The sequence below is a fragment of the Streptomyces sp. NPDC060232 genome (assembly GCF_042726555.1).
Lineage (GTDB): Bacteria > Actinomycetota > Actinomycetes > Streptomycetales > Streptomycetaceae > Streptomyces.
The window spans coordinates 19,544-38,561 of the sequence record NZ_JBHXAG010000003.1 but is presented as its reverse complement, the minus strand read 5'-3'; the positions used below and the strand labels follow the sequence as shown (position 1 = coordinate 38,561).

General features: G+C 70.7%; 19 protein-coding genes. 12 read left to right on the top strand and 7 right to left on the bottom strand.

Features of this window, described 5'->3' with window-relative positions; all coding sequences use genetic code 11:
• Positions 1 to 198: 198 nt before the first annotated feature.
• Positions 199 to 708 carry a hypothetical protein gene (locus ACFWFZ_RS06315; protein ID WP_387117456.1) on the bottom strand — a complete coding sequence of 170 codons (510 nt, stop codon included), beginning with the start codon at positions 706 to 708 and terminating at the stop codon, positions 199 to 201.
• Positions 709 to 823: 115 nt separating this feature from the next.
• Between ACFWFZ_RS06315 and ACFWFZ_RS06310 the strand changes: the two genes are divergently transcribed.
• On the top strand, positions 824 to 1,159 hold the full coding sequence (locus ACFWFZ_RS06310; protein WP_387117453.1) for a YnfA family protein: 336 nt from the start codon (positions 824 to 826) through the stop codon (positions 1,157 to 1,159).
• 61 nt (positions 1,160 to 1,220) lie between these two features.
• Positions 1,221 to 1,985, top strand: a complete 765-nt coding sequence (locus ACFWFZ_RS06305; RefSeq protein WP_387117450.1) for an SDR family NAD(P)-dependent oxidoreductase — start codon at positions 1,221 to 1,223, stop codon at positions 1,983 to 1,985.
• 146 nt (positions 1,986 to 2,131) lie between these two features.
• Here the strand turns inward: ACFWFZ_RS06305 and ACFWFZ_RS06300 are convergent, their stop codons facing one another.
• The gene (locus tag ACFWFZ_RS06300) at positions 2,132 to 3,325 is read right to left on the bottom strand and encodes an RtcB family protein (protein ID WP_387117447.1); all 1,194 of its coding nucleotides are present in this window, start codon (positions 3,323 to 3,325) and stop codon (positions 2,132 to 2,134) included.
• Positions 3,326 to 3,516: 191 nt separating this feature from the next.
• Here ACFWFZ_RS06300 and ACFWFZ_RS06295 point away from each other — a divergent pair, with 191 nt between their 5' ends.
• The 3 genes from ACFWFZ_RS06295 (at position 3,517) to ACFWFZ_RS06285 (ending at position 6,777) form a co-directional block, all read left to right on the top strand.
• Positions 3,517 to 4,431 carry a DUF3558 domain-containing protein gene (locus tag ACFWFZ_RS06295; RefSeq protein WP_387117444.1) on the top strand — a complete coding sequence of 305 codons (915 nt, stop codon included), beginning with the start codon at positions 3,517 to 3,519 and terminating at the stop codon, positions 4,429 to 4,431.
• 112 nt (positions 4,432 to 4,543) lie between these two features.
• Positions 4,544 to 5,311: a DUF3558 family protein gene (locus tag ACFWFZ_RS06290; RefSeq protein ID WP_387117441.1), complete on the top strand. Its 768-nt coding sequence runs from the start codon at positions 4,544 to 4,546 to the stop codon at positions 5,309 to 5,311.
• Positions 5,312 to 5,442: 131 nt separating this feature from the next.
• Positions 5,443 to 6,777, top strand: a complete 1,335-nt coding sequence (locus ACFWFZ_RS06285) for a DUF2637 domain-containing protein (protein ID WP_387117438.1) — start codon at positions 5,443 to 5,445, stop codon at positions 6,775 to 6,777.
• Positions 6,778 to 6,870: 93 nt separating this feature from the next.
• On the opposite strand, the gene lysS is transcribed toward ACFWFZ_RS06285, so the two are convergent.
• Positions 6,871 to 8,610: a lysine--tRNA ligase gene (lysS, locus tag ACFWFZ_RS06280; protein WP_387117436.1), complete on the bottom strand. Its 1,740-nt coding sequence runs from the start codon at positions 8,608 to 8,610 to the stop codon at positions 6,871 to 6,873.
• A 192-nt stretch (positions 8,611 to 8,802) separates the two neighbouring features.
• On the opposite strand from lysS, the gene argS reads away from it, so the two are divergent.
• The 4 genes from argS (at position 8,803) to ACFWFZ_RS06260 (ending at position 13,626) form a co-directional block, all read left to right on the top strand.
• Positions 8,803 to 10,563 (top strand): arginine--tRNA ligase, encoded by a 1,761-nt coding sequence (gene argS / locus ACFWFZ_RS06275; RefSeq protein ID WP_387117433.1) that lies wholly within the window; start codon positions 8,803 to 8,805, stop codon positions 10,561 to 10,563.
• A 143-nt stretch (positions 10,564 to 10,706) separates the two neighbouring features.
• Positions 10,707 to 12,188, top strand: coding sequence for a hypothetical protein (locus tag ACFWFZ_RS06270; RefSeq protein WP_387117430.1), 1,482 nt, complete (start codon positions 10,707 to 10,709; stop codon positions 12,186 to 12,188).
• Positions 12,189 to 12,364: 176 nt separating this feature from the next.
• Positions 12,365 to 13,162, top strand: coding sequence for a VOC family protein (locus ACFWFZ_RS06265; RefSeq protein WP_387118360.1), 798 nt, complete (start codon positions 12,365 to 12,367; stop codon positions 13,160 to 13,162).
• Positions 13,163 to 13,386: 224 nt separating this feature from the next.
• Entirely contained in the window at positions 13,387 to 13,626 is a 240-nt protein-coding gene (locus tag ACFWFZ_RS06260; protein WP_387117427.1) for a DUF397 domain-containing protein, read from the top strand.
• A 70-nt stretch (positions 13,627 to 13,696) separates the two neighbouring features.
• Here ACFWFZ_RS06260 and ACFWFZ_RS06255 read toward each other — a convergent pair whose 3' ends face one another.
• Positions 13,697 to 14,485: a TetR/AcrR family transcriptional regulator gene (locus tag ACFWFZ_RS06255; protein WP_387117424.1), complete on the bottom strand. Its 789-nt coding sequence runs from the start codon at positions 14,483 to 14,485 to the stop codon at positions 13,697 to 13,699.
• Positions 14,486 to 14,586: 101 nt separating this feature from the next.
• On the opposite strand from ACFWFZ_RS06255, the gene ACFWFZ_RS06250 reads away from it, so the two are divergent.
• Entirely contained in the window at positions 14,587 to 15,576 is a 990-nt protein-coding gene (locus tag ACFWFZ_RS06250) for an ATP-binding cassette domain-containing protein (RefSeq protein ID WP_387117421.1), read from the top strand.
• On the top strand, positions 15,573 to 16,328 hold the full coding sequence (locus tag ACFWFZ_RS06245; protein ID WP_387117417.1) for an ABC transporter permease: 756 nt from the start codon (positions 15,573 to 15,575) through the stop codon (positions 16,326 to 16,328). The genes ACFWFZ_RS06250 and ACFWFZ_RS06245 overlap by 4 nt, the downstream gene beginning before the upstream one ends.
• 47 nt (positions 16,329 to 16,375) lie before the next feature.
• Here the strand turns inward: ACFWFZ_RS06245 and ACFWFZ_RS06240 are convergent, their stop codons facing one another.
• From ACFWFZ_RS06240 to ACFWFZ_RS06230, 3 genes are all read right to left on the bottom strand, one after another.
• On the bottom strand, positions 16,376 to 16,648 hold the full coding sequence (locus tag ACFWFZ_RS06240; RefSeq protein WP_030851867.1) for a DUF1876 domain-containing protein: 273 nt from the start codon (positions 16,646 to 16,648) through the stop codon (positions 16,376 to 16,378).
• Between the two features lie 667 nt (positions 16,649 to 17,315).
• Positions 17,316 to 17,891 (bottom strand): hypothetical protein, encoded by a 576-nt coding sequence (locus tag ACFWFZ_RS06235; RefSeq protein WP_387117414.1) that lies wholly within the window; start codon positions 17,889 to 17,891, stop codon positions 17,316 to 17,318.
• 16 nt (positions 17,892 to 17,907) lie between these two features.
• Positions 17,908 to 18,513 (bottom strand): hypothetical protein, encoded by a 606-nt coding sequence (locus tag ACFWFZ_RS06230; protein ID WP_387117411.1) that lies wholly within the window; start codon positions 18,511 to 18,513, stop codon positions 17,908 to 17,910.
• 125 nt (positions 18,514 to 18,638) lie between these two features.
• On the opposite strand from ACFWFZ_RS06230, the gene ACFWFZ_RS06225 reads away from it, so the two are divergent.
• Entirely contained in the window at positions 18,639 to 18,995 is a 357-nt protein-coding gene (locus ACFWFZ_RS06225; RefSeq protein WP_387117408.1) for a hypothetical protein, read from the top strand.
• Positions 18,996 to 19,018: the final 23 nt, after the last annotated feature.

Genomic DNA, 19,018 nt, shown 5'->3' with positions numbered 1-19,018 from the left:
GCCCCGGGGCACCCGGACCTGTGAGGCGGCCGCGGGGCCAGGTCCTGTCGTCGAAATCCCGCCTGGCCCACGGCGGACGAGCCACATGCCCTAGTAGCTCCGCTACGAGGACATTCGTCCCGCACGCCGAGGGCACGCACCGAACGCCGCTCCTTGCTCCACGGGGCAACTCGATACAGACCCTAAAGGCGTAGGCACTTAAAAGGCGTAGGCGTCACCGGTGTCCAGGGCCAGCACCACGTGGTCGTCGTTCGCGTGGTTCCGGTCCGTCGCACCACCGTTCCACCAGGTGTCCACCCGCACCACCACCTCCGGCACCCGCTCCCGCAGCTCCAGCGCCAGCCCCACGTGTCGGCCCCGCCCGCGCAACGGCAACGGCCCCGTCTCGCACACCACCTCACGCAGGCCCGCCCGCGCACAGCCCTCCGCCAGCTGCTGCCGGTCCGCCAGGTCGGCCGACAGCCGCACCCGCAGCGTCGCGTTCGGCAGCGCGGCCGGCCCGTCGTTCTCCGGAACCAGCCACACCCGCAACTGCGACCCGGCCAGGGCCACCCGGCCGTGGTACGACACGTCGGCCTCCGGCCCGGACCCCACCGGCGCCGACACCGACACCGGCGCCCACGCCGACGCCTGCGCCGGCCCGGGAACACCCGCCCCGAACGCCAGCAACCCCGCCACCACCACACTTCGTACGGCGACACGGCGCACCGCCACCACCTCCTCGCGTCTCGCGCGGAGGCTAGCCCCCACCACCCCCCACCGGTCGGACCATCACACGAACGAGGGCGCGCCCGCCCCCATCTGCCATGCATACCTTTGAGCCATGCTGATCGCCCGCTCCATCGCCCTCTTCACCCTCGCCGCCCTCCTGGAGATCGGCGGCGCCTGGCTCGTCTGGCAAGGCGTACGCGAACACAGAGGCTGGACCTGGATCGGCGCCGGCGTGATCGCCCTCGGCCTCTACGGCTTCGCCGCCACCCTCCAGCCCCAAGGCGACTTCGCCCGCGTCCTCGCCGCCTACGGAGGCGTCTTCGTCGCCGGATCCCTCGCCTGGGGCGCCGTCGCCGACGGCTACCGCCCCGACCGCTGGGACATCGTCGGCGCCCTCGTCTGCCTCGCCGGAATGGCCGTGATCATGTACGCCCCACGCGGCCGCTGACCGACCGGCCGCGCCTATGCTGGCGGGTAATCGCCCGTACGAACGACCGAGGAGCACGCACATGAGCACGGCCGCCACCCGAACCGCCGTAGTCACCGGCGCGAGCAGCGGCATCGGCGCGGCCACCGCCCGGCAGCTCGCCTCGGCCGGCTACCACGTCGTCCTCACCGCCCGCCGCAAGGACCGCATCGAGGCCCTCGCCGCCGAGCTCACCGAGGCCGGACACCGCGCGACCGCCCATGCCCTCGACGTCACCGACCGCGCCGCCGTCGACGCCCTCGCCGCCTCCCTCGACCGCTGCGACGTCCTCGTCAACAACGCCGGCGGCGCCATCGGCGCCGAACCCGTCGCCACCGGCGACCCCGCCGACTGGCGCACCATGTACGAGGTCAACGTCATCGGCACGCTCCACGTCACCCAGGCGCTGCTCCCCGCCCTCACCGCCTCCGGTGACGGCACGGTCGTGGTCCTCTCCTCCACCGCCGGCCACGCCACCTACGAGGGCGGCGCCGGCTACGTCGCCGCCAAGAACGGCGCCCGCGTCCTCGCCGAGACCCTCCGCCTGGAGATCGTCGGCCAGCCCGTACGCGTCATCGAGATCGCCCCCGGCATGGTCAAGACCGACGAGTTCGCCAGGACCCGCTTCCGCGGCGACGCCGAGAAGGCGGAGAAGGTCTACGCGGGCGTCGCCGAACCCCTCAGCGCCGACGACGTCGCCGACACCATCACCTGGGCCGTGACCCGCCCCAGCCACGTCAACATCGACCTCCTGGTGGTCCGCCCCCGCGCCCAGGCCTCCAACACCAAGGTCCACCGCGAGCTGTAGGGGCGTCCCGCACTTCCCAGGTGCGGCATCAAGGCTCGCCGTCGACCTCCTCCTCGACGGCACCGCGGGCTGATGCACGCGGAGGGGCCCGGACCGGTCTTCACCGGTCCGGGCCCCTCCACTCCCCCGACAGCCGCGCCCGGGCCTCAGCCCTTGACGCAGATGACCTGCTTGAGCTTGGCCACCACCTGGACGAGGTCCGTCTGCTGGTCGATGACCTGCTCGATCGACTTGTAGGCACCCGGGATCTCGTCCACCACGCCCGAGTCCTTACGGCACTCGACGCCCTTGGTCTGCTCCGCCAGGTCCCGCGCCGAGAACTTCTTCTTCGCCGCCGTCCGGCTCATCTTCCGGCCCGCGCCGTGCGAGGCCGAGTTGAAGGACTTCTCGTTGCCGAGCCCCTTCACGATGTACGAGCCCGTGCCCATCGAGCCCGGGATGATCCCGTAGTCCCCGCTGCCGGCGCGGATCGCGCCCTTGCGGGTGACCAGCAGGTCCATGCCGTCGTACCGCTCCTCCGCCACGTAGTTGTGGTGGCAGCTGATCTCGCGGTCGAAGGAGACCTTGGCCTTGCGGAACTCCTTGCGGACGACCTCCTTGAAGAGGCTCATCATCGCCGCGCGGTTGAACTTCGCGTACTCCTGCGCCCAGAAGAGGTCGTTGCGGTAGGCCGCCATCTCGGGCGTCGCCGCGAGGAAGACCGCCAGGTCCCGGTCGACCAGGTTCTGGTTGTGCGCGAGACCCCGGGCCACTCCGATGTGGTGCGCGGCGAGCTCGTTGCCGATGTTCCGGGAGCCGGAGTGCAGCATCAGCCAGACCGAACCTGACTCATCGAGACAGAACTCGATGAAATGATTTCCGGATCCGAGCGTTCCGATCTGCTTTGTTGCACGTTCCTGACGGAATTTGACCGCATCGGTGAGGTAGTCGAACCGCTTCCACAGGTCCTCGTACCCCTGCACCGAGAAGCCGTACAGCCGCGACGGGTCCACCGCCTCCTTGTGGAGGCCCATACCCACCGGGATCGCCTGCTCGATCTTCGAGCGGAGCGCGGAGAGGTCGCCCGGGAGGTCGTTCGCCGTCAGGGACGTCTTCACCGCCGACATGCCGCAGCCGATGTCCACGCCCACCGCCGCCGGGCAGACCGCGTCCTTCATGGCGATCACCGAGCCGACCGTGGCCCCCTTGCCGTAGTGGACGTCCGGCATGACGGCCAGGCCCTTGATCCACGGAAGGGTGGCGACGTTGTGGAGCTGCCGCATCGCGCCGGCCTCGACCGACGCCGGGTCCGTCCACATCCGGATCGGGACCTGTGCCCCCGGTACCTCTACATACGACATAAGGAATCAATCCCCCGAAACCAACAGAAAGGTGAGATTACGCAAAAGCCTCGCTCTTGATCCCAAAGACGACAGGGGACCGGCGCCAGCACCAGCGTGTGCGATAGACATTGTGTCCAGCCGTGCCCAAGTCGCGGCAACGCATTTTCCTGACCGTCGGGGGGCCCGCCGGTCGAAGGGAGCCAGTGGACGTGCAGCGCAAGGCGGTACGGCGAGTCCTGCCCGGCATCGCGATGCTCACCGCTCTCGCGGCCGGTGCGGCCGGCCTGACCGGGTGCACCGGCGGGGGCGACAGGGCGGGTACCAGCGACTCGAAGGCCGGCGGCGGCGCCGCCGCACCCGCCCAGCCGGGGAAGTACCGGAGCCTGCCCGCACCCTGCAGGGCGGCCGCCGACAGCAAGAAGCTCAAGGCCATGCTCCCCGAGCCGGACGGACTCACCCCCGAACAGCTCGACCAGATGTATGCCGGCGTCGCCGACTCCTCCTACGACGGCGACCGGCACGTCGGCTGCCGCTGGACCGCGCAGACCCCCGAGGAGACCCGGCTGCTGTCGGTCGGCTTCGAACGCGTCGTCTCCTACGACCGCGCCGCCGCCAGCGACGACGACAAGGCCAAGCAGGTCTACGTACGCCTGCTCACGGACGCCCACCTGCCCTTCCCGGGGCCGGCCACCACCCCCAGCCCGGGTGCCACCAATCCGGCCAACCCCGCCGATCCCGGCAAACCAGCCAATCCCGCTAATCCCGCCGCCTCCACGCCCCCGCCCGCGAATGCCGCACCCCCCGCGAGCGGCGCACCGGCGCCCGGAGCGCCGGCCGCGGGGACTCCCGCCCCCGGCACGAGTCCGTCCCCGCAGCCCGAGCTCGGCTCGCGCGTCCTGGAGGGGCTCGGCACCGAGGCCTTCCTGGACGACAAGCTGAGCCCCGCCGGGGCCACGGCCGCGCAGTCGCGCACCGTGCGGATTGTGTTCCGTACCTCGAACGTCATCGTCAAGGTCGAGTACAGCGTGCAGCCGACCCTGCCCGGAACCGTCCCGTCGAGCGCCGAAACACAGGACAGGGCACGGCAGTTGGCGCTGGCGCTCGTCGAGCGCTTCAACGAGTGAGCGGTGCGCGCCGCGCCCCGGCGTGACGGCCCGCACAGCAGTCGGGCACCCGATCGGGCTACCGTTGACCGGGTCCGTGTCCGAAGAACACCCCCAGAGCACTGAAGGAACCATGCACCGATCAGCCTCGCGCCTCACCCGCGTTCTCGCCTGCGCAGCCGTCCCGGTGATCCTCACCGTGGCCGGGTGTTCCTCCGACTCGGGCAAGGAATCGGCCGCGAAGGACGACAAGAAGTCCGGTTCGTCCGCTTCTTCGAAGCCCGGCGAGAAGTCGAAGAAGCCGGAGCTGGAGAAGGCGGCGTTCGCCGCGCTCCCGGATCCCTGCAAGGCGATCCAGACGGCGACGATAGACACGCTCGTGCCGGAGGCGAAGGACAAGAACGGTACGGCGACCAAGTCGAACGACCTGGCCACCCGCGCCAGCTGCTCCTGGAACGGTCTGGACGAGGACGGTCTGAAGGGCTCGCAGTACCGCTGGCTCTCGCTCTCCTTCTTCCGCACGGACTCGCACGCCTCGCTCGGCAGCGCCAACAAGCGGGCCGAGGAGCAGTACGGCAAGCAGGTCGAGGCGGCGAAGGCCTCCGAGGGTGCGCAGAACGTGAAGGCCGAGCCGGCCGAGGGCCTGGGTGACCAGGGCACGTCGGTCGTCTATTCGGTGAAGAAGGACGTCGACTTCTTCAACACGACGATCGTGGCGCGCTCCCAGAACGTGGTGGTCACCCTCGACTACAACGGTGCGGCGTACGAGGGTGCCGGCGCTCCGGACCAGGCGAAGCTGCTGCAGGACGCGCTGACGGCGGCGAAGGAGGCCGTGGCCTCGATCGCGACGGCCAACAAGCCGGCGGAGCAGCCGCAGCCGGAGTCTCCCCAGCCCCAGTAGGAGCGGTGGCGGGTCGGGGTCGGGGCCTCCTGGAGCGCTGACTTCCAGTCACCCGTACGCTGTGCCTGCCGCGGCTCCGTAAAGGCGCGGTAAGCGCTCGGTTTGTGCTCGACAAGGGGAGGGGATCGCGGGTGGCCGCGATGCAGCTGACTCGTACGCACCGAATACTCATCGGTGTCGTGGTCGCCGGAGCCGTCGTCATCGCGGGCATCGGCTTCGCGGGGTCGTACGCCGCGGTGCGCGAGCTCGCGGAGAAGAAGGGCTTCGGCAGTTTCTCCCTGGTGTTCCCGATCGGCATCGATGCCGGTATCTGCGTGCTTCTGGCGCTGGACCTGCTGCTGACCTGGATGCGGATCCCGTTCCCGCTGCTGCGTCAGACGGCGTGGCTGCTGACGGCGGCGACGATCGCGTTCAACGGTGCGGCGTCGTGGCCGGATCCGCTCGGTGTGGGCATGCATGCCGTGATCCCGATCCTGTTCGTGGTGACGGTGGAGGCCGCCCGGCACGCGGTGGGCCGGATCGCGGACATCACCGCGGACCGGCACATGGAGGGTGTGCGTATCACGCGGTGGCTGCTGTCGCCGCTGCCGACGTTCAAGCTGTGGCGGCGGATGAAGCTGTGGGAGCTGCGTTCGTACGAGCAGGCGATCGGCATGGAGCAGGACCGGCTGATCTACCAGGCGCGGCTGCAGGCGCGGTACGGGCGTTTCTGGCGGCAGAAGGCGCCGGTGGAGGCGTTGATGCCGCTGAAGCTGGCGCGGATCGGTGTCCCGCTCTCGCAGACGGCGCCGGACGCGCTGGCGGCGACGGGGATCGATCCGGCGGTGCTGCCGCCGCTGGAGCAGCAGATCGCTGCTTCGGCCCCGGCGCTGGAGATGTCGGCGGCCGGCGCCCCGGACCCGCTCCAGGGCCAGGCGCAGGCCCAGGCCGGGGCGCAGCAGCCCGACCAGGCCCAGCAGCCCGCTGCCCAGCAGGCGGCGCCCGGGGCGGTCGCCCATGTCCCGCCGGCGTTCGCGGTGGATCCGACGGCGATGCCGGCGGCCCACAACAGTGCCTGGTTCGCTGCCCCGAAGGCGCCGCAGGCCGCGTACGAGGGGGGCTACAACCCGCAGTACGTGGAGGGTCTGGAGCCGACCCCGGTGCTGCCCCCGATGGGCCCGGAGGAGCCGCAGGCGCAGCAGCTCCCGATTCCGGAGCCGCGTCACGAGGCGGCTCCGGACGGGCAGTTCCCGGAGCAGGTGCCGGAGGTGGATTCTCCGGACGAGGTCGAGTTCGCGCAGATCGCGTACAAGGTGTTCTGTGCGCTGGCCGAGGAGACGCAGGACTATCCGACCGCTGAGGCCCTCGACATCATGCTGGCGGACCGTTATGGCGTGACGCACCCGCGCAGTGGTTCGCTCCTGCGGCGGATGATCTCGTCGTTCCGGCAGCAGCACCACAAGGACCGTGAGGCCGAGCCGGCGTAGCGGCCAGGCCGGGGCTGGTGCCGGTATGCGAAAAGGGCCCGCACCCCGAGGGGTGCGGGCCCTTTTCGCATGTCCGCCTGCGGCGGCGGGGTGTCAGACGGCGAGCAGCTTGCGCACGCGGTCCGCGCCGACGGCGAGGAGCAGCGTGGGCAGTCGCGGTCCGGTCTCGCGGGTGACGAGGAGCCGGTAGAGCAGTGCGAAGAAGGTGCGCTGGGCGACCTTGAGCTCGGGGGTGGGCTTGGCGTCGGGCTCCAGCCCGGCCATGACCTTGGGGACGCCGTAGACGAGGGTGGTGAGTCCGTCGAGCGACCAGTGGGAGTCGAGGCCTTCCAGGAGGAGGCGCAGGGACTCGCGGCCCTCGTCGTCCAGGGAGGACAGGAGCTCGGTGTCGGCGTCCTCGCGTACGAGGGTGCGCTGGTCGGCCGGGACCTGGGTGGTGATCCAGTTCTCGGCGCGGTCCAGGCGCGGCCGTACCTCGTCGAGGGAGGTGAGCGGCTGCGAGGGGTCGAGGTCGGCCAGGATGCGCAGGGTCTGCTCGTCGTGGCCCGCGGTGATGTCGACGACCGAGGCGAGGGTGCGGTACGGGAGGGGGCGGGGGGTGCGGGGCAGCTCGTGGGAGGCGACGCGGACGGCGCGGCTGTGCGCGGCGGCGTCGGCGGGCAGCACGGAGCCGTCCGCCACCTTGGCCTCCAGCTTGTCCCACTCGTCGTAGAGCCGCTGGATCTCCTGGTCGAAGGCGATCTTGAAGGACTGGTTGGGCCTGCGTCGGGCGTACAGCCAGCGCAGCAGCTGCGGCTCCATGATCTTGAGGGCGTCGCCGGGGGTGAAGACCCCGCCCTTGCTGGAGGACATCTTGGCCATGCCGCTGATGCCGACGAAGGCGTACATGGGGCCGATGGGCTGCTCGCCGCCGAAGATGTGGACGATCTGGCCGCCGACCTGGAAGGAGGAGCCGGGCGAGGAGTGGTCGACGCCGGAGGGCTCGAAGATCACGCCCTCGAAGGCCCAGCGCATGGGCCAGTCGACCTTCCAGACGAGCTTGCCGCGGTTGAACTCACTGAGCTTGACGGTCTCGGTGAACTCGTCCTCGGTGCAGACGTAGGTCATCTCGGTGGTCTCGTCGTCGTACGAGGTGACCTTGGTGAAGTCCTTGCCGCACTGGCCGCAGTACGGCTTGTACGGGAAGTAGCCGCCCTCGCCGGCGCTGCCGTCGTCCTCGGCGGCGGCGCCGGAACCCTCGGCGGCTTCCAGCTCGGCCTCGTCGACCTGCTTCTGCTGGGGCTTCTTGCCGCCCGGCTTGACCTTGGTGCGGTACTGGGCGAGTACGGCGTCGATGTCGCCGCGGTGCTTCATCGCGTGCAGGATCTGCTCGCGGTAGACGCCGGTGGTGTACTGCTCGGTCTGGCTGATCGGGTCGTATTCGACGCCGAGCTCGGCCAGCGACTCGGCCATGGCGGCCTTGAAGTGCTCGGCCCAGTTCGGGTGGGCGGAGCCTTCGGGGGCGGGGACGGCGGTCAGCGGGCGCCCGATGTGCTGGGCGTGCGACTCCTCGGTGACGCCGGGGATGCCCTTGGGGACCTTGCGGAAGCGGTCGTAGTCGTCCCACGAGATGAGGTGGCGGACTTCGTGGCCGCGGCGGCGGATCTCGTCGGCGACCAGGTGCGGGGTCATGACCTCGCGGAGGTTGCCGAGGTGGACCGGGCCGGAGGGGGAGAGACCGGACGCGACGACCACTGCTTTGCCCGGGGCTCGGCGCTCCGCCTCGGCGATGACATCGTCCGCGAAACGGGAGACCCAGTCGGTCTCGGTGCTGCTCTGCGCGCTCTGAGCCACGACACGTCCTTCTATCTCGAATGCTGGCTTCGGCCATTCTCCCAGACGGAAGCAGCCACTCCGGGGTTGCTTCCGCCCAGTGATATCCCGCGAAAGGGATGGCGCCCGCGTGGGATACTCGGCACTTGTCGCCAGGACCCAGGTCCGACCCGGCACGACCCCCCGTACGAAACCTCACAGGAACGGCAGCTCATGGCCTCGGTCCCTTCGCTCGCTTCGTCCGTCAACCAGCGCGTCGCCGACGCCCTCGCCTCCGCCCTGCCGGAGGCCGGTGGCGCCGACCCGCTGCTGCGACGAAGCGACCGGGCCGACTTCCAGGCCAACGGCATCCTGGCGCTCGCGAAGAAGGCGAAGGCCAACCCGCGCGAGCTGGCCACGACCGTGGTCGAGGCCATCCCGACCGGTGACCTGATCAAGGAGATCGAGGTCTCGGGCCCGGGCTTCCTGAACATCACCGTCGCCGACGGGGCGATCATCTCGACGCTGGCCGCGCGCGCCGCGGACGACCGGCTCGGCGTCCCGCTGAACGCGTCGGCCGGCACGACGGTGATCGACTACGCGCAGCCGAACGTCGCCAAGGAGATGCACGTCGGGCACCTGCGGTCCGCGGTGATCGGCGCGGCGATGGTGGAGATCCTGGAGTTCACGGGCGAGAAGGTGGTCCGGCGCCACCACATCGGCGACTGGGGCACCCAGTTCGGCATGCTCATCCAGTACCTGCTGGAGCACCCGCACGAGCTGGACCACAAGTCGGACTCGGAGGTCTCCGGCGAGGAGGCCATGTCCAACCTCAACCGCCTCTACAAGGCCTCGCGCGCCCTCTTCGACTCCGACGAGGAGTTCAAGACGCGGGCCCGGGCGCGGGTGGTGGACCTGCAGGCGGGCGAGCCGGAGACGCTGGCCCTGTGGCAGCGGTTCGTGGACGAGTCGAAGATCTACTTCTACTCCGTCTTCAACAAGCTGGACATGGACATCCAGGACGCGGACGTGGTCGGCGAGTCCGGTTACAACGACATGCTGGTCGAGACGTGCAAGCTGCTGGAGGAGTCGGGCGTCGCGGTCCGCTCCAACGGCGCGCTGTGCGTGTTCTTCGAGGACGTCAAGGGCCCGGACGGCAACCCGACCCCGCTGATCGTGCAGAAGTCGGACGGCGGCTTCGGCTACGCGGCCACCGACCTGTCGGCGATCCGTGACCGCGTCACCAACCTCGGGGCGACCGAGCTGATCTACGTGGTGGACGCGCGGCAGTCGCTGCACTTCAAGATGGTCTTCGAGACGGCGCGCCGGGCGGGCTGGCTGAACGACGGCGTCAAGGCCGTGCAGCTGGCGTTCGGCACGGTCCTGGGCAAGGACGGCAAGCCGTTCAAGACCCGTGAGGGCGAGACGGTCCGGCTGGTGGACCTCCTGGACGAGGCGATCGACCGTGCCTCGGCCGTGGTCCGCGAGAAGGCCCAGGACCTGACGGAGGCCGAGATCGCCGAGCGCGGTGCCCAGGTCGGCATCGGCGCGGTGAAGTACGCCGACCTGTCGACGTCCGCCGCCCGGGACTACAAGTTCGACCTGGACCAGATGGTCTCGCTGAACGGCGACACGTCCGTGTACCTGCAGTACGCGTACGCCCGCATCCAGTCGATCCTGCGCAAGGCGGGCGACGCCAAGCCGGCCGCCCACCCGGAGGTGGCGCTGGCCCCGACCGAGCGCGCGCTGGGTCTGCACCTGGACAGCTTCGGCGAGCTGATCGCGGAGGCGGCGGCGGAGCACGCCCCGCACAAGCTGGCGGCGTACCTGTACCAGCTGGCGTCGCTGTACACGTCGTTCTACTCGGAGTGCCCGGTCCTCAAGGCGGACACGGCCGAGCAGGTCGAGAACCGCCTGTTCCTGTGCGAGCTGACGGCCCGCACCCTCTCGAAGGGCATGTCCCTCCTCGGGATCCGCACCCCCGAGAAGCTCTGACATCAGGACAGAACGCACTGAATGGCAACGACCCCGGCAGCGACTGCCGGGGTCGTTGGCGTTTCGTGATGTTCAAGCCGTCAACCTTCTCACCCACCCCACTAATCTGATCATGTTCAAAAGAAAATGTGTGGGGGAAACAAGTGAAGAAGATCAAGCGCATGGCCGCGGTCGCCGCGGTCGCCGTGGCCGGACCGACCGTCCTGACCGCCACGCCCGCCATGGCCGCCGACCAGCCGGCCGTGATCGTTCCCGACGTGGCGCCGAAGGACGACGCCACGCCTGACGCCGGCGCGCCGACCACGCCCGTCGTCGAGACGCCCGGCGCCGAGACGCCCGGAGCGGACAAGCCCGCCGCGGAGAAGCCCGCGCCCGTCGTCGACACGCCCGCGCCGACCACCCCGGTCCCGGCGCCCAAGCCGTCCGAGCAGCCCGCGAAGGACGCCAAGCCCGCCGCGGACAAGCAGCAGGCCGACTCCGACGGCATCATGATGGGCCCCGACGTCACCGTCGCGGGCATCCCGAAGAACGGCTTCAAGCCGGGCGGCGACTGGACCCAGCTGAAGGTGACGGTCGACAACTCCGGTGGCGACTGGGTCAACGGGCTCCAGCCCCGCCTCTCGGTCGACAAGGCCGGCGGCAAGCTGAAGGACGCCCACTACGAGATCGAGACCCGCATCGTCCGCACGGACGGCAGCAGCTACTGGTGGCCCGCCACGTCGCTCGACCACGCGACCGACGCCACCAGCATGAGCGACTACTTCATCGGCACCGTCGGCACCCTCGACCGCGGCGCGAGCTACGACCTCGACGTGCGCATCCGCTTCACCGCGGACGCTCCGCGCATCAACTTCGAGATGGCCTCCGACGCCGTGAGCATCCGCGCCGAGGGCTGGAAGTACGGCCCCAGCAGCTGGTACGACGCCAAGATCGAAGGCGCCGAGGACGGGGACGAGGACCCGTTCGTCGAAGGCCCCGCGCTCGCGGTGAACGGCGTACCGGAGACCGTCAAGGCCGGCGGCGACTGGACCGACCTGTCCGTGCGCGTCGACAACTCCGGCAAGAAGGCCCTGGACGGCTTCAACGTCGGCCTGGTCCTGGCCCGGCCGGACTGGGTCCCCATGAAGGGTTCCCAGATCAAGGTCGAGGTCCTGAGCAAGGACAAGAACGGCACGGCCGGCTGGCACGAGGCCGAGATCCGGTCCGAGGAAGAGGGCATGTTCCTCGGAGTGGACCTGGCCGGCGGCCCCGTCGCAGCGGGCCAGAGCTTCGACATCCAGGTCCGCATCCGCCTGACGGCCGACGCGCCGCTCGGCGACCTCCGCATCTCCTCCTGGGGCACCTCCCAGGTCGGGCCGGACACCCCGACGCCGTGGGCGCAGTCGCGCTCCAAGGCGCGCCTGACGAAGATCGTCGCCGCCGACCCGAGCACCGGAGGCAACGGCAACCAGCCGAGCCCGAACGGCGGGGCGAAGCCCATCGGCGACACCACTGGCGGCGAACTCGCCGCCACCGGCACCGACCCGGCCACCAGCTGGGCCCTCGGCGGGGCGGGTATCGCTCTGGCCATGGGCGCGGCCCTGGTCGCGGGCACCGGCCGCCACCGTCGCCGTACCACCGCCTGAACCGCGTTCCCACCCGCGTGATGCGACGGGCCCGCAGGGAGAGTCCTCCCCGCGGGCCCGTCCCGCTCTCCGGGGCCGTCCCGGTTCACCCGAACGGGCCGGTTCGGGGTGTGCGGCCCGGGTAGGGGACGGCGCGTCCTTCCCCCCATCCACCTGCGGAGGCATCCGTGCCCGACATGAACGGCCCCTACAAGCCCGGCACCCCGTGCTGGATCGACCTGGTGGTCCCCGACCAGCAGGCGGCCCTCGACTTCTACTGCGACCTGTTCGGCTGGCAGGGCGAGGTCGGCCCGGCCGAGCAGGGCGGATACTCCGTCTGCCTCCTCAAGGGCAAGCCCGTCGCCGGCATCATGAAGGCGTCGAACCCGGACGGCACCGTGCCCGACCCGATGCCGCCGACCGCGTGGACCACGTACCTGGCCACCGACTCCCTCGACTCCACCCTCAAGTCCGTCACCGACGCGGGCGGCTCGGTGATGACGGGCGCGATGGACGTCATGGACCTCGGCCGGATGGCCGTGATCACCGACCCGACCGGCGCCGCCGTCGGCCTGTGGCAGGCCGGCACCTTCGACGGCGCGGGCATCGTCAACGAGCACGGCGCCCTGGTCTGGAACGAGCTGAACACCGGCGACGTCCCGGCCGCGGCCGCCTTCTACACCGCCATCCTCCCCGTCACCACGGCCAAGTCGCAGATGCCCGGCGCCGGGGAGTACACCGAGTTCAAGGTCGGCGACCGCGCCGTCGGCGGGATGATGGACCTCGCCCAGCTGCCGGCCGGGGTGCCGCCGCACTGGATGCCGTACTTCCACGTCGACGACGTCGACGAGATCCAGGCCGCCGCGGTGCGCGCCGGGGGCAGTGTCATGGCCCCGGCCTTCGACATGGTGGCGGGCCGCATGGCCGTCCTCGCCGACCCGCAGGGCGGCACCTTCTCGGTGATCACGGCGCCCGCCCCGGAACAGCCCGCCTGACCGGACGCCGTGCCTTCCGGCTCCTTGCGCCTGCTGCCACGTGATCCGCGGCAGCAGGCGCAAGGCTCCCGGACGCGACCGTCCGGGGAGTTGCCGGGGGGGCAGGCTCCGCGCCGTCAGCATGCGATCCGGAACTCGCACCAGACCGCTCGGCGGCGAAAAGTACACGAGGGCCTCAACACGGTCCAGACGCAGGGCCTGTTGGACCGCCTGCCAGGAGAGCTATGAGCACCGAACTGACGTGGTTCAAGTCCAGCCACAGCGGCGGCGACGGCGATGCCTGCCTTGAGGTCGCCGTGGGCTGGCGCAAGTCCTCGTACAGCGGCAGCGGGGGCGGCCAGTGCGTCGAGGTGGCCCCCGGCCCGGATACGGTCCACGTCCGGGACTCGAAGGTCCAGGACGGGCCGATCCTGACGCTGGCGCCGACGAGCTGGGCGGCGCTGACCGGCTGGCTTACCCGATAGCGCGGGCAGAGCTGAGGGCGGGGATCCCGTCTGTCCTGCCGCGTAGCGATCCGAGGCGCTGCCCCGTCGCTCAGGCCCCGTTCGGCTCCCGCCCCGCCACCAGCGCCGCCAGGCCGTCCAGGATCCGGTCCAGGCCGAAGCTGAACTGGAAGTCCGGCTCGTCCGAGCCGGTGAAGGCGTCCGAGTCCAGCAGCCGCGTCACCGCCGGGTGGCTGTCCGGGCCCGTCATCAGCCGCAGCGTGCGCACGTACTGGCCCATGACCTGGTCCGGTGCGACGCCGGACTTCACGATGGCGTCCATCATGTCCGCGGCCATCGTCGCCTCGTTGCGGACCAGACCGCCGATCAGGATGATCGTCGAGATCTTCTCGCCCTCGGTCAGGGCCGCGCCGGCCATCGCCGCCAGCCCGCGTTCCATCCAGGCCAGCTGGTTCGGGCTGACCGGCGCCCCGGTGATCGGGATGCGCAGGATCCAGGAGTTGGCCATCAGGACGGCCCGCTGCGCGTACGCCCACTGGGTCAGCAGCTCGCGCCACCCCCACCCCTCCGCCTCCGGCGGCAGCGCCGGCGGGGCGCCGACGCCCGCGTCCGACATCAGGATGTAGAGCTCCTCCTTCGCCGTGACGTACCGGTAGAGGGACATCGTCGAGACGCCCAGCTCCTTGGCCACCCGGCCCATGGAGACGGCGTCCATCCCCTCACCCGCGGCCAGCGCCACGGCCGTCTCCACGATGCGCGGCAGCGTGAGCGTGGGGCGCGGCCCCTTCCCGGGGCGTTCGCGCAGGCCCCAGGCCATTTCCAGGCTGGCCGGCAGCCCGGTGCCGCCGCCCTCGTCGTCCTCGTCGTCCTCGTCCGCCATGTCCGCCCACTCCTCGATTGACCCCCATCCTAGTTCTGTGTATTACTTACACAGAAGAGCGTAAGGCATACGCAGAAGAGGGAGAAGGGAGCACATCCCTCATGACCACGCACGCTTCCGGACGCATCTCCGGCGCCCCCGGCCCCCGCGCCACCGGCGCGGGCACCGGCGCCGACGCCCCCGGCATCCACGCCACCGGCCTGACCAAGTCCTACGGCGACGTCCGCGTCCTCGACGGCATCGACCTCGCCGTCCCCCGCGGCAGCGTCCTCGCCCTCCTCGGCCCCAACGGCGCCGGGAAGACCACCACCGTCCGGATCCTCGCCACCCTCACCGCGCCCGACGCCGGCTCCGCCCGCGTCGCCGGGCACGACACCGTCACCCAGCAGGCCCGCGTCCGCGAACGCATCAGCATCACCGGACAGTTCGCGGCCGTCGACGACCTCCAGACCGGCTCGGAAACGCTCCGCATGATGGGCCGGCTGAGCGGGCTCACCCCGCGCGCCGCCCGCACCCGCGCCGACGAACTCCTCGCCCGCTTCGGCCTCTCCGACGCCGCCGCGCGTACGGCCAAGACGTACTCGGGCGGCATGCGGCGCCGCCTCGACCTCGCCGCGAGCCTCGTCTCCCGCCCCGAGGTGATCTTCCTCGACGAGCCCACCACCGGCCTCGACCCGCGCAGCCGCCAGGACCTGTGGGAACTCGTACGGGAACTGCGCGCCGACGGCACGACCGTGCTGCTCACCACCCAGTACCTGGAGGAGGCGGACCGGCTCGCCGACCGCGTCGCCGTCCTCGCCGACGGACGGATCGCCGCCGAGGGAACCCCTGCCGAGCTCAAGGGGCGCGTCGCGGGCCACCGGCTGGACCTCACCCTCACCACCCGGGCCGCCTACGAGGCCCTCGCCCCGCGCGCCGTCCACCTCGCCCCGGACGACCTCACCCTCGGCGTCACCACCGACGGCAGCGCCGCCCACGTGCGCGCCCTGCTCGACGAACTCGACCCGGACCGCACCGCCGTGGACCGCTTCGCCGTCCGCACCGCCACCCTCGACGACGTGTTCCTCACCCTGACGGGAGCCGACCGATGACCGCCGCACCCGTGAGCGCCCTCGCCCTGGCCGGCCGCAGCCTGCGCATCAGCCGCCGCAGCCCGGACGCCCTGATCGCCGCCCTGATGCTGCCCGTGATGCTGATGCTAATCTTCGTCTACTTCTTCGGCGGGGCCATCGACACCGGGACCGAGTACGTGACGTACGTGGTCCCCGGCGCCATGCTGCTCTGCGCGGGCTTCGGCGCGGCCTCCACCGCCGTCAGCGTCGCCGACGACATGCGGGGCGGGATCATCGACCGCTTCCGCAGCCTCGACGTCGGCGGCATCCCCATCCTGGCCGGGCACGTCACCGCCTCCGTCCTGCGCAACCTGCTCTCCACCACCCTGGTCCTCGCCGTCGCCCTCGCCATCGGCTTCCGGCCCCAGGCCGGACCGGCCGCCTTCCTCGCCGCCGCCGGCCTGCTGCTGGCGTACATCACGGCGATCTCCTGGCTGGCCGCCGTACTGGGGCTGCTCGCCAAGACGCCGGAGGCGGCGGGCGGCTTCACCTTCCTGATGATGTTCCTGCCCTACCCGTCCAGCGCCTTCGTCCCCATCCAGACCATGCCCGGCTGGCTGCACGGCTTCGCCGAGCACCAGCCGCTCACCCCGGTGATCGAATCCCTGCGCGCACTGCTCCTCGCACAGCCCGCCGGAAGCGCCCCCTGGACGGCCCTGACCTGGTGCGCGGGCATCACGGCCGTGGCCGTGACCCTGGCAGCCGTCCTCTTCCGCAGCAGGACCCGCTGAGCGGCTCGGTCAGGAGCCCCTCAGCGGGCCGGTGGTCCGCCCACCGCTCAGCGGTTGAGCGGGTAGGAATGACGGCCCGTCGCCTCGTCGATCTCCGAGTGGGCCTTCTGCAACAGCTGCTGCGAGAGATCCATGAGCGCACGGGCGCCCGCGATCTCTTCCCCGACCCTCATCTGCTCCGGGTCGGAGGGGTGACGCAAGGCATAGCCCCGCGCCCTGATCTCGGAGCCGTCCCCGAGCCGTACCAGGGCCGCCGCACTGGTGCGGTGGCCCTCCTCGGTGAATTCGAGCTCCACATGCCACCCGACGAGCGTGGCCATGGTGCATCACCTCCAGGGTCACCTGTTCCCTCCAGAGTGCACCTACGCCCCGACGCGCGCGAGCGGGACCGCGACGCGAGCCCGGCCGCCCCGGCCCCGGCAGCCGCGGGGTGGCTGAGCACTGCGGAAACCGACAGAGGCGAGGCCGAAGGTGTGGGGGCGGCTTCGAGGGGGCGGGATCCGCTCGGGCGGTGTCGGGGAGGTTCTGGGGTTTCCCGTCAGTCCCATCGTCTCTCCGTGTCGTGCCGGTCCCTCAAGGGCGCTTCCTTCGGTCGCGTCGCTTCGCGATGTCGCTGCGCTCCACCCTTGACCGCCCGTCCCGCCACGGAAATCCGAAAGACTGCCGGGAAGCCCCCAGAGGAACGGGCCGGTCTCAGTTTTCAGGGACGGGCACATCAGTGATGGGCGGGGAAGCCCGGTGCGCCGCAAATCGCTACGCGCTCCTGCCCGACGGCGTCTGCCAGCCCCTGTGGCTGGACAGAGGCCGCCATCGATCGCTACACGCTTCTCCCTCACGCGTCCGCAGATCACCTGGGGCTGGCCATAAGCCGCAGAGGCATGGATTCGCTCCTCATGGAGGGCGCCTGCGGGCGATCTGGGGGAGGAAGGGCGTCAGATGACGTCTGAGGCGATGTCCAACCCCGCCCCCGAAGCCCCCGCCCCGGACTCACAACGCGTTGAACGACCAGAAGACGCCGACCTCGTCGGCGGACACCGCGATCAGGCCGAGGTCCATCATGTAGTCGGTGAAGGGGCGGCCGCTTTTGAGATCCTGGGCCAGGAAGTCGGGCGCGTCGCAGGTACGGGCGAGGTCTGAAGAAGTCCAGAACGCCGCCTCCGGGCCGAAGCGGTCCAGCACGGTCCGGGCGTCCGCGAGCACCATGTCCCGGTCCTCCCTCAACCGGACAGGGTTGCCCTCGAAGAACCACTCCTGCGCGAGGGAGGCGAGTAGCTCGACGGCGGCGGCGGCCGTGATCGGCCGGAGCCCGTCGTGGATGTCCCCGGCACTCATGGCACGGAACGGGTACGACGGACGGTAGGTCCGACGTCCTTCCTCATCCATCTCCCATTCCAAGACGGACCAACCCCGCGGGTCGGCGACCGACCGCTCCATGACGGCGCAGACGTCCTGCGCCCAGTCCTCGTGCAACCGGGGCCCGCACCTGGCGAAGGTGTAGACGTCCTCAAGGAGCCGCAGCAGTGCGCGGTCCCAGGTGGCGGCATCGGTGGATCGGGTGTGCATGGATTCTCCTCTCGGCTCAGCAGGCAAAGGTCCAGAACACCCCGATCTCTGTGTCGGAGACGACGACCAGGCCGGCGTCCTCCCAGTAGAAGGTCATCGGGGTATAGCCCCAGTGGGACGCCCCAAAGTCCAGCGTGTCGTCCTTGCGCGCGCCGACCGTGACGTTGGTGTAGCAGGCGAACGTGTCCCCGTAGCGGGCGAGGATGGTGCGGGCCATGTCCTGCAGCTCGTCGAAGCTCTCGGTGAACCGTTCGAGGTTCCGCAGGGTGCAGCCGCCGTCGGTGAGCGCAAGGAGGAGGTTTTCGGCACTCGCACGATTGATCTCGTGCAACCGTTCCCCGATGTCGGTCGGCGTGAGCGGGCGGGACGGATCGGAACTGAAAGCCGGACGGCAGAACGGGAAATCCGGGTGCTCCTGCGAGCGGTCGTTCGCGGTGTCGTCGAGCCCCGCCCAGCCGCGCGGGTCGGGGACGGCGCGCGCCATGACGGCGAGCACGTCTGCCCGCCAGTCCTCGTGCGCGCGCGGACCGGTCGCACTGAACGTGGTCGCGTCCTCGTACAGGTGCCGGATCGCCCCTTCCCAGGACGCCTGGTCGGCAACGGACAGGTGTTCAGCCTGCATGCAGAACCTCTCGGTATCGACGTGCCAAGTGCGCACGTATCCCTACGAGGTTCACAGACCTCCGCGCCACGCACCTGAGTACGCACACTCATGTCCGCCTTTCTGTCGCGGAGTTCACTAGAGGCATGAACCCGACCCCGGACGCCGGCGCCGACCGGCATCCGCGCGCGTTCGTCGCGCCGCTCGTCTCCACCCTGCTGACGCTGCCGATGGCGGCCGTCGCGTTCTTCTTCGTCGGGCTGGCACCGATGGCCTGCGACTCCTGCGGGGGCGAGGTGAGCGACCGGTTCGACGCCTCCTACAACCTCGCCTTCCCCGTCTTCGGGTTCGGCCTGGTGGTGGTCCTGGTCGTACTGCTCTCCGCGTGGGCGCTGCCCTGGCAGCGGCGCAACGCCGCCGCCAGGGCGTGGCTGGCCGTGATCGCCCCGGCCGCCGTCGTCCTCGACTTCATGGTCTTCCACGGCCTCGTCGACTGGCCGTAGGACGGATCAGGCCCGGATCAGGC

What these genes read in the sequence shown, in the direction of transcription:
- ACFWFZ_RS06310 (WP_387117453.1), top strand. Translation starts at nt 824, where the DNA reads ATGCTGATCGCCCGCTCCATCGCCCTCTTCACCCTCGCCGCCCTCCTG.
- ACFWFZ_RS06305 (WP_387117450.1), top strand. Translation starts at nt 1,221, where the DNA reads ATGAGCACGGCCGCCACCCGAACCGCCGTAGTCACCGGCGCGAGCAGC.
- ACFWFZ_RS06300 (WP_387117447.1), bottom strand. Translation starts at nt 3,325, where the DNA reads ATGTCGTATGTAGAGGTACCGGGGGCACAGGTCCCGATCCGGATGTGG.
- ACFWFZ_RS06290 (WP_387117441.1), top strand. Translation starts at nt 4,544, where the DNA reads ATGCACCGATCAGCCTCGCGCCTCACCCGCGTTCTCGCCTGCGCAGCC.
- argS (WP_387117433.1), top strand. Translation starts at nt 8,803, where the DNA reads ATGGCCTCGGTCCCTTCGCTCGCTTCGTCCGTCAACCAGCGCGTCGCC.
- ACFWFZ_RS06265 (WP_387118360.1), top strand. Translation starts at nt 12,365, where the DNA reads ATGAACGGCCCCTACAAGCCCGGCACCCCGTGCTGGATCGACCTGGTG.
- ACFWFZ_RS06260 (WP_387117427.1), top strand. Translation starts at nt 13,387, where the DNA reads ATGAGCACCGAACTGACGTGGTTCAAGTCCAGCCACAGCGGCGGCGAC.
- ACFWFZ_RS06255 (WP_387117424.1), bottom strand. Translation starts at nt 14,485, where the DNA reads ATGGCGGACGAGGACGACGAGGACGACGAGGGCGGCGGCACCGGGCTG.
- ACFWFZ_RS06250 (WP_387117421.1), top strand. Translation starts at nt 14,587, where the DNA reads ATGACCACGCACGCTTCCGGACGCATCTCCGGCGCCCCCGGCCCCCGC.
- ACFWFZ_RS06245 (WP_387117417.1), top strand. Translation starts at nt 15,573, where the DNA reads ATGACCGCCGCACCCGTGAGCGCCCTCGCCCTGGCCGGCCGCAGCCTG.
- ACFWFZ_RS06240 (WP_030851867.1), bottom strand. Translation starts at nt 16,648, where the DNA reads ATGGCCACGCTCGTCGGGTGGCATGTGGAGCTCGAATTCACCGAGGAG.
- ACFWFZ_RS06235 (WP_387117414.1), bottom strand. Translation starts at nt 17,891, where the DNA reads ATGCACACCCGATCCACCGATGCCGCCACCTGGGACCGCGCACTGCTG.
- ACFWFZ_RS06230 (WP_387117411.1), bottom strand. Translation starts at nt 18,513, where the DNA reads ATGCAGGCTGAACACCTGTCCGTTGCCGACCAGGCGTCCTGGGAAGGG.
- ACFWFZ_RS06225 (WP_387117408.1), top strand. Translation starts at nt 18,639, where the DNA reads ATGAACCCGACCCCGGACGCCGGCGCCGACCGGCATCCGCGCGCGTTC.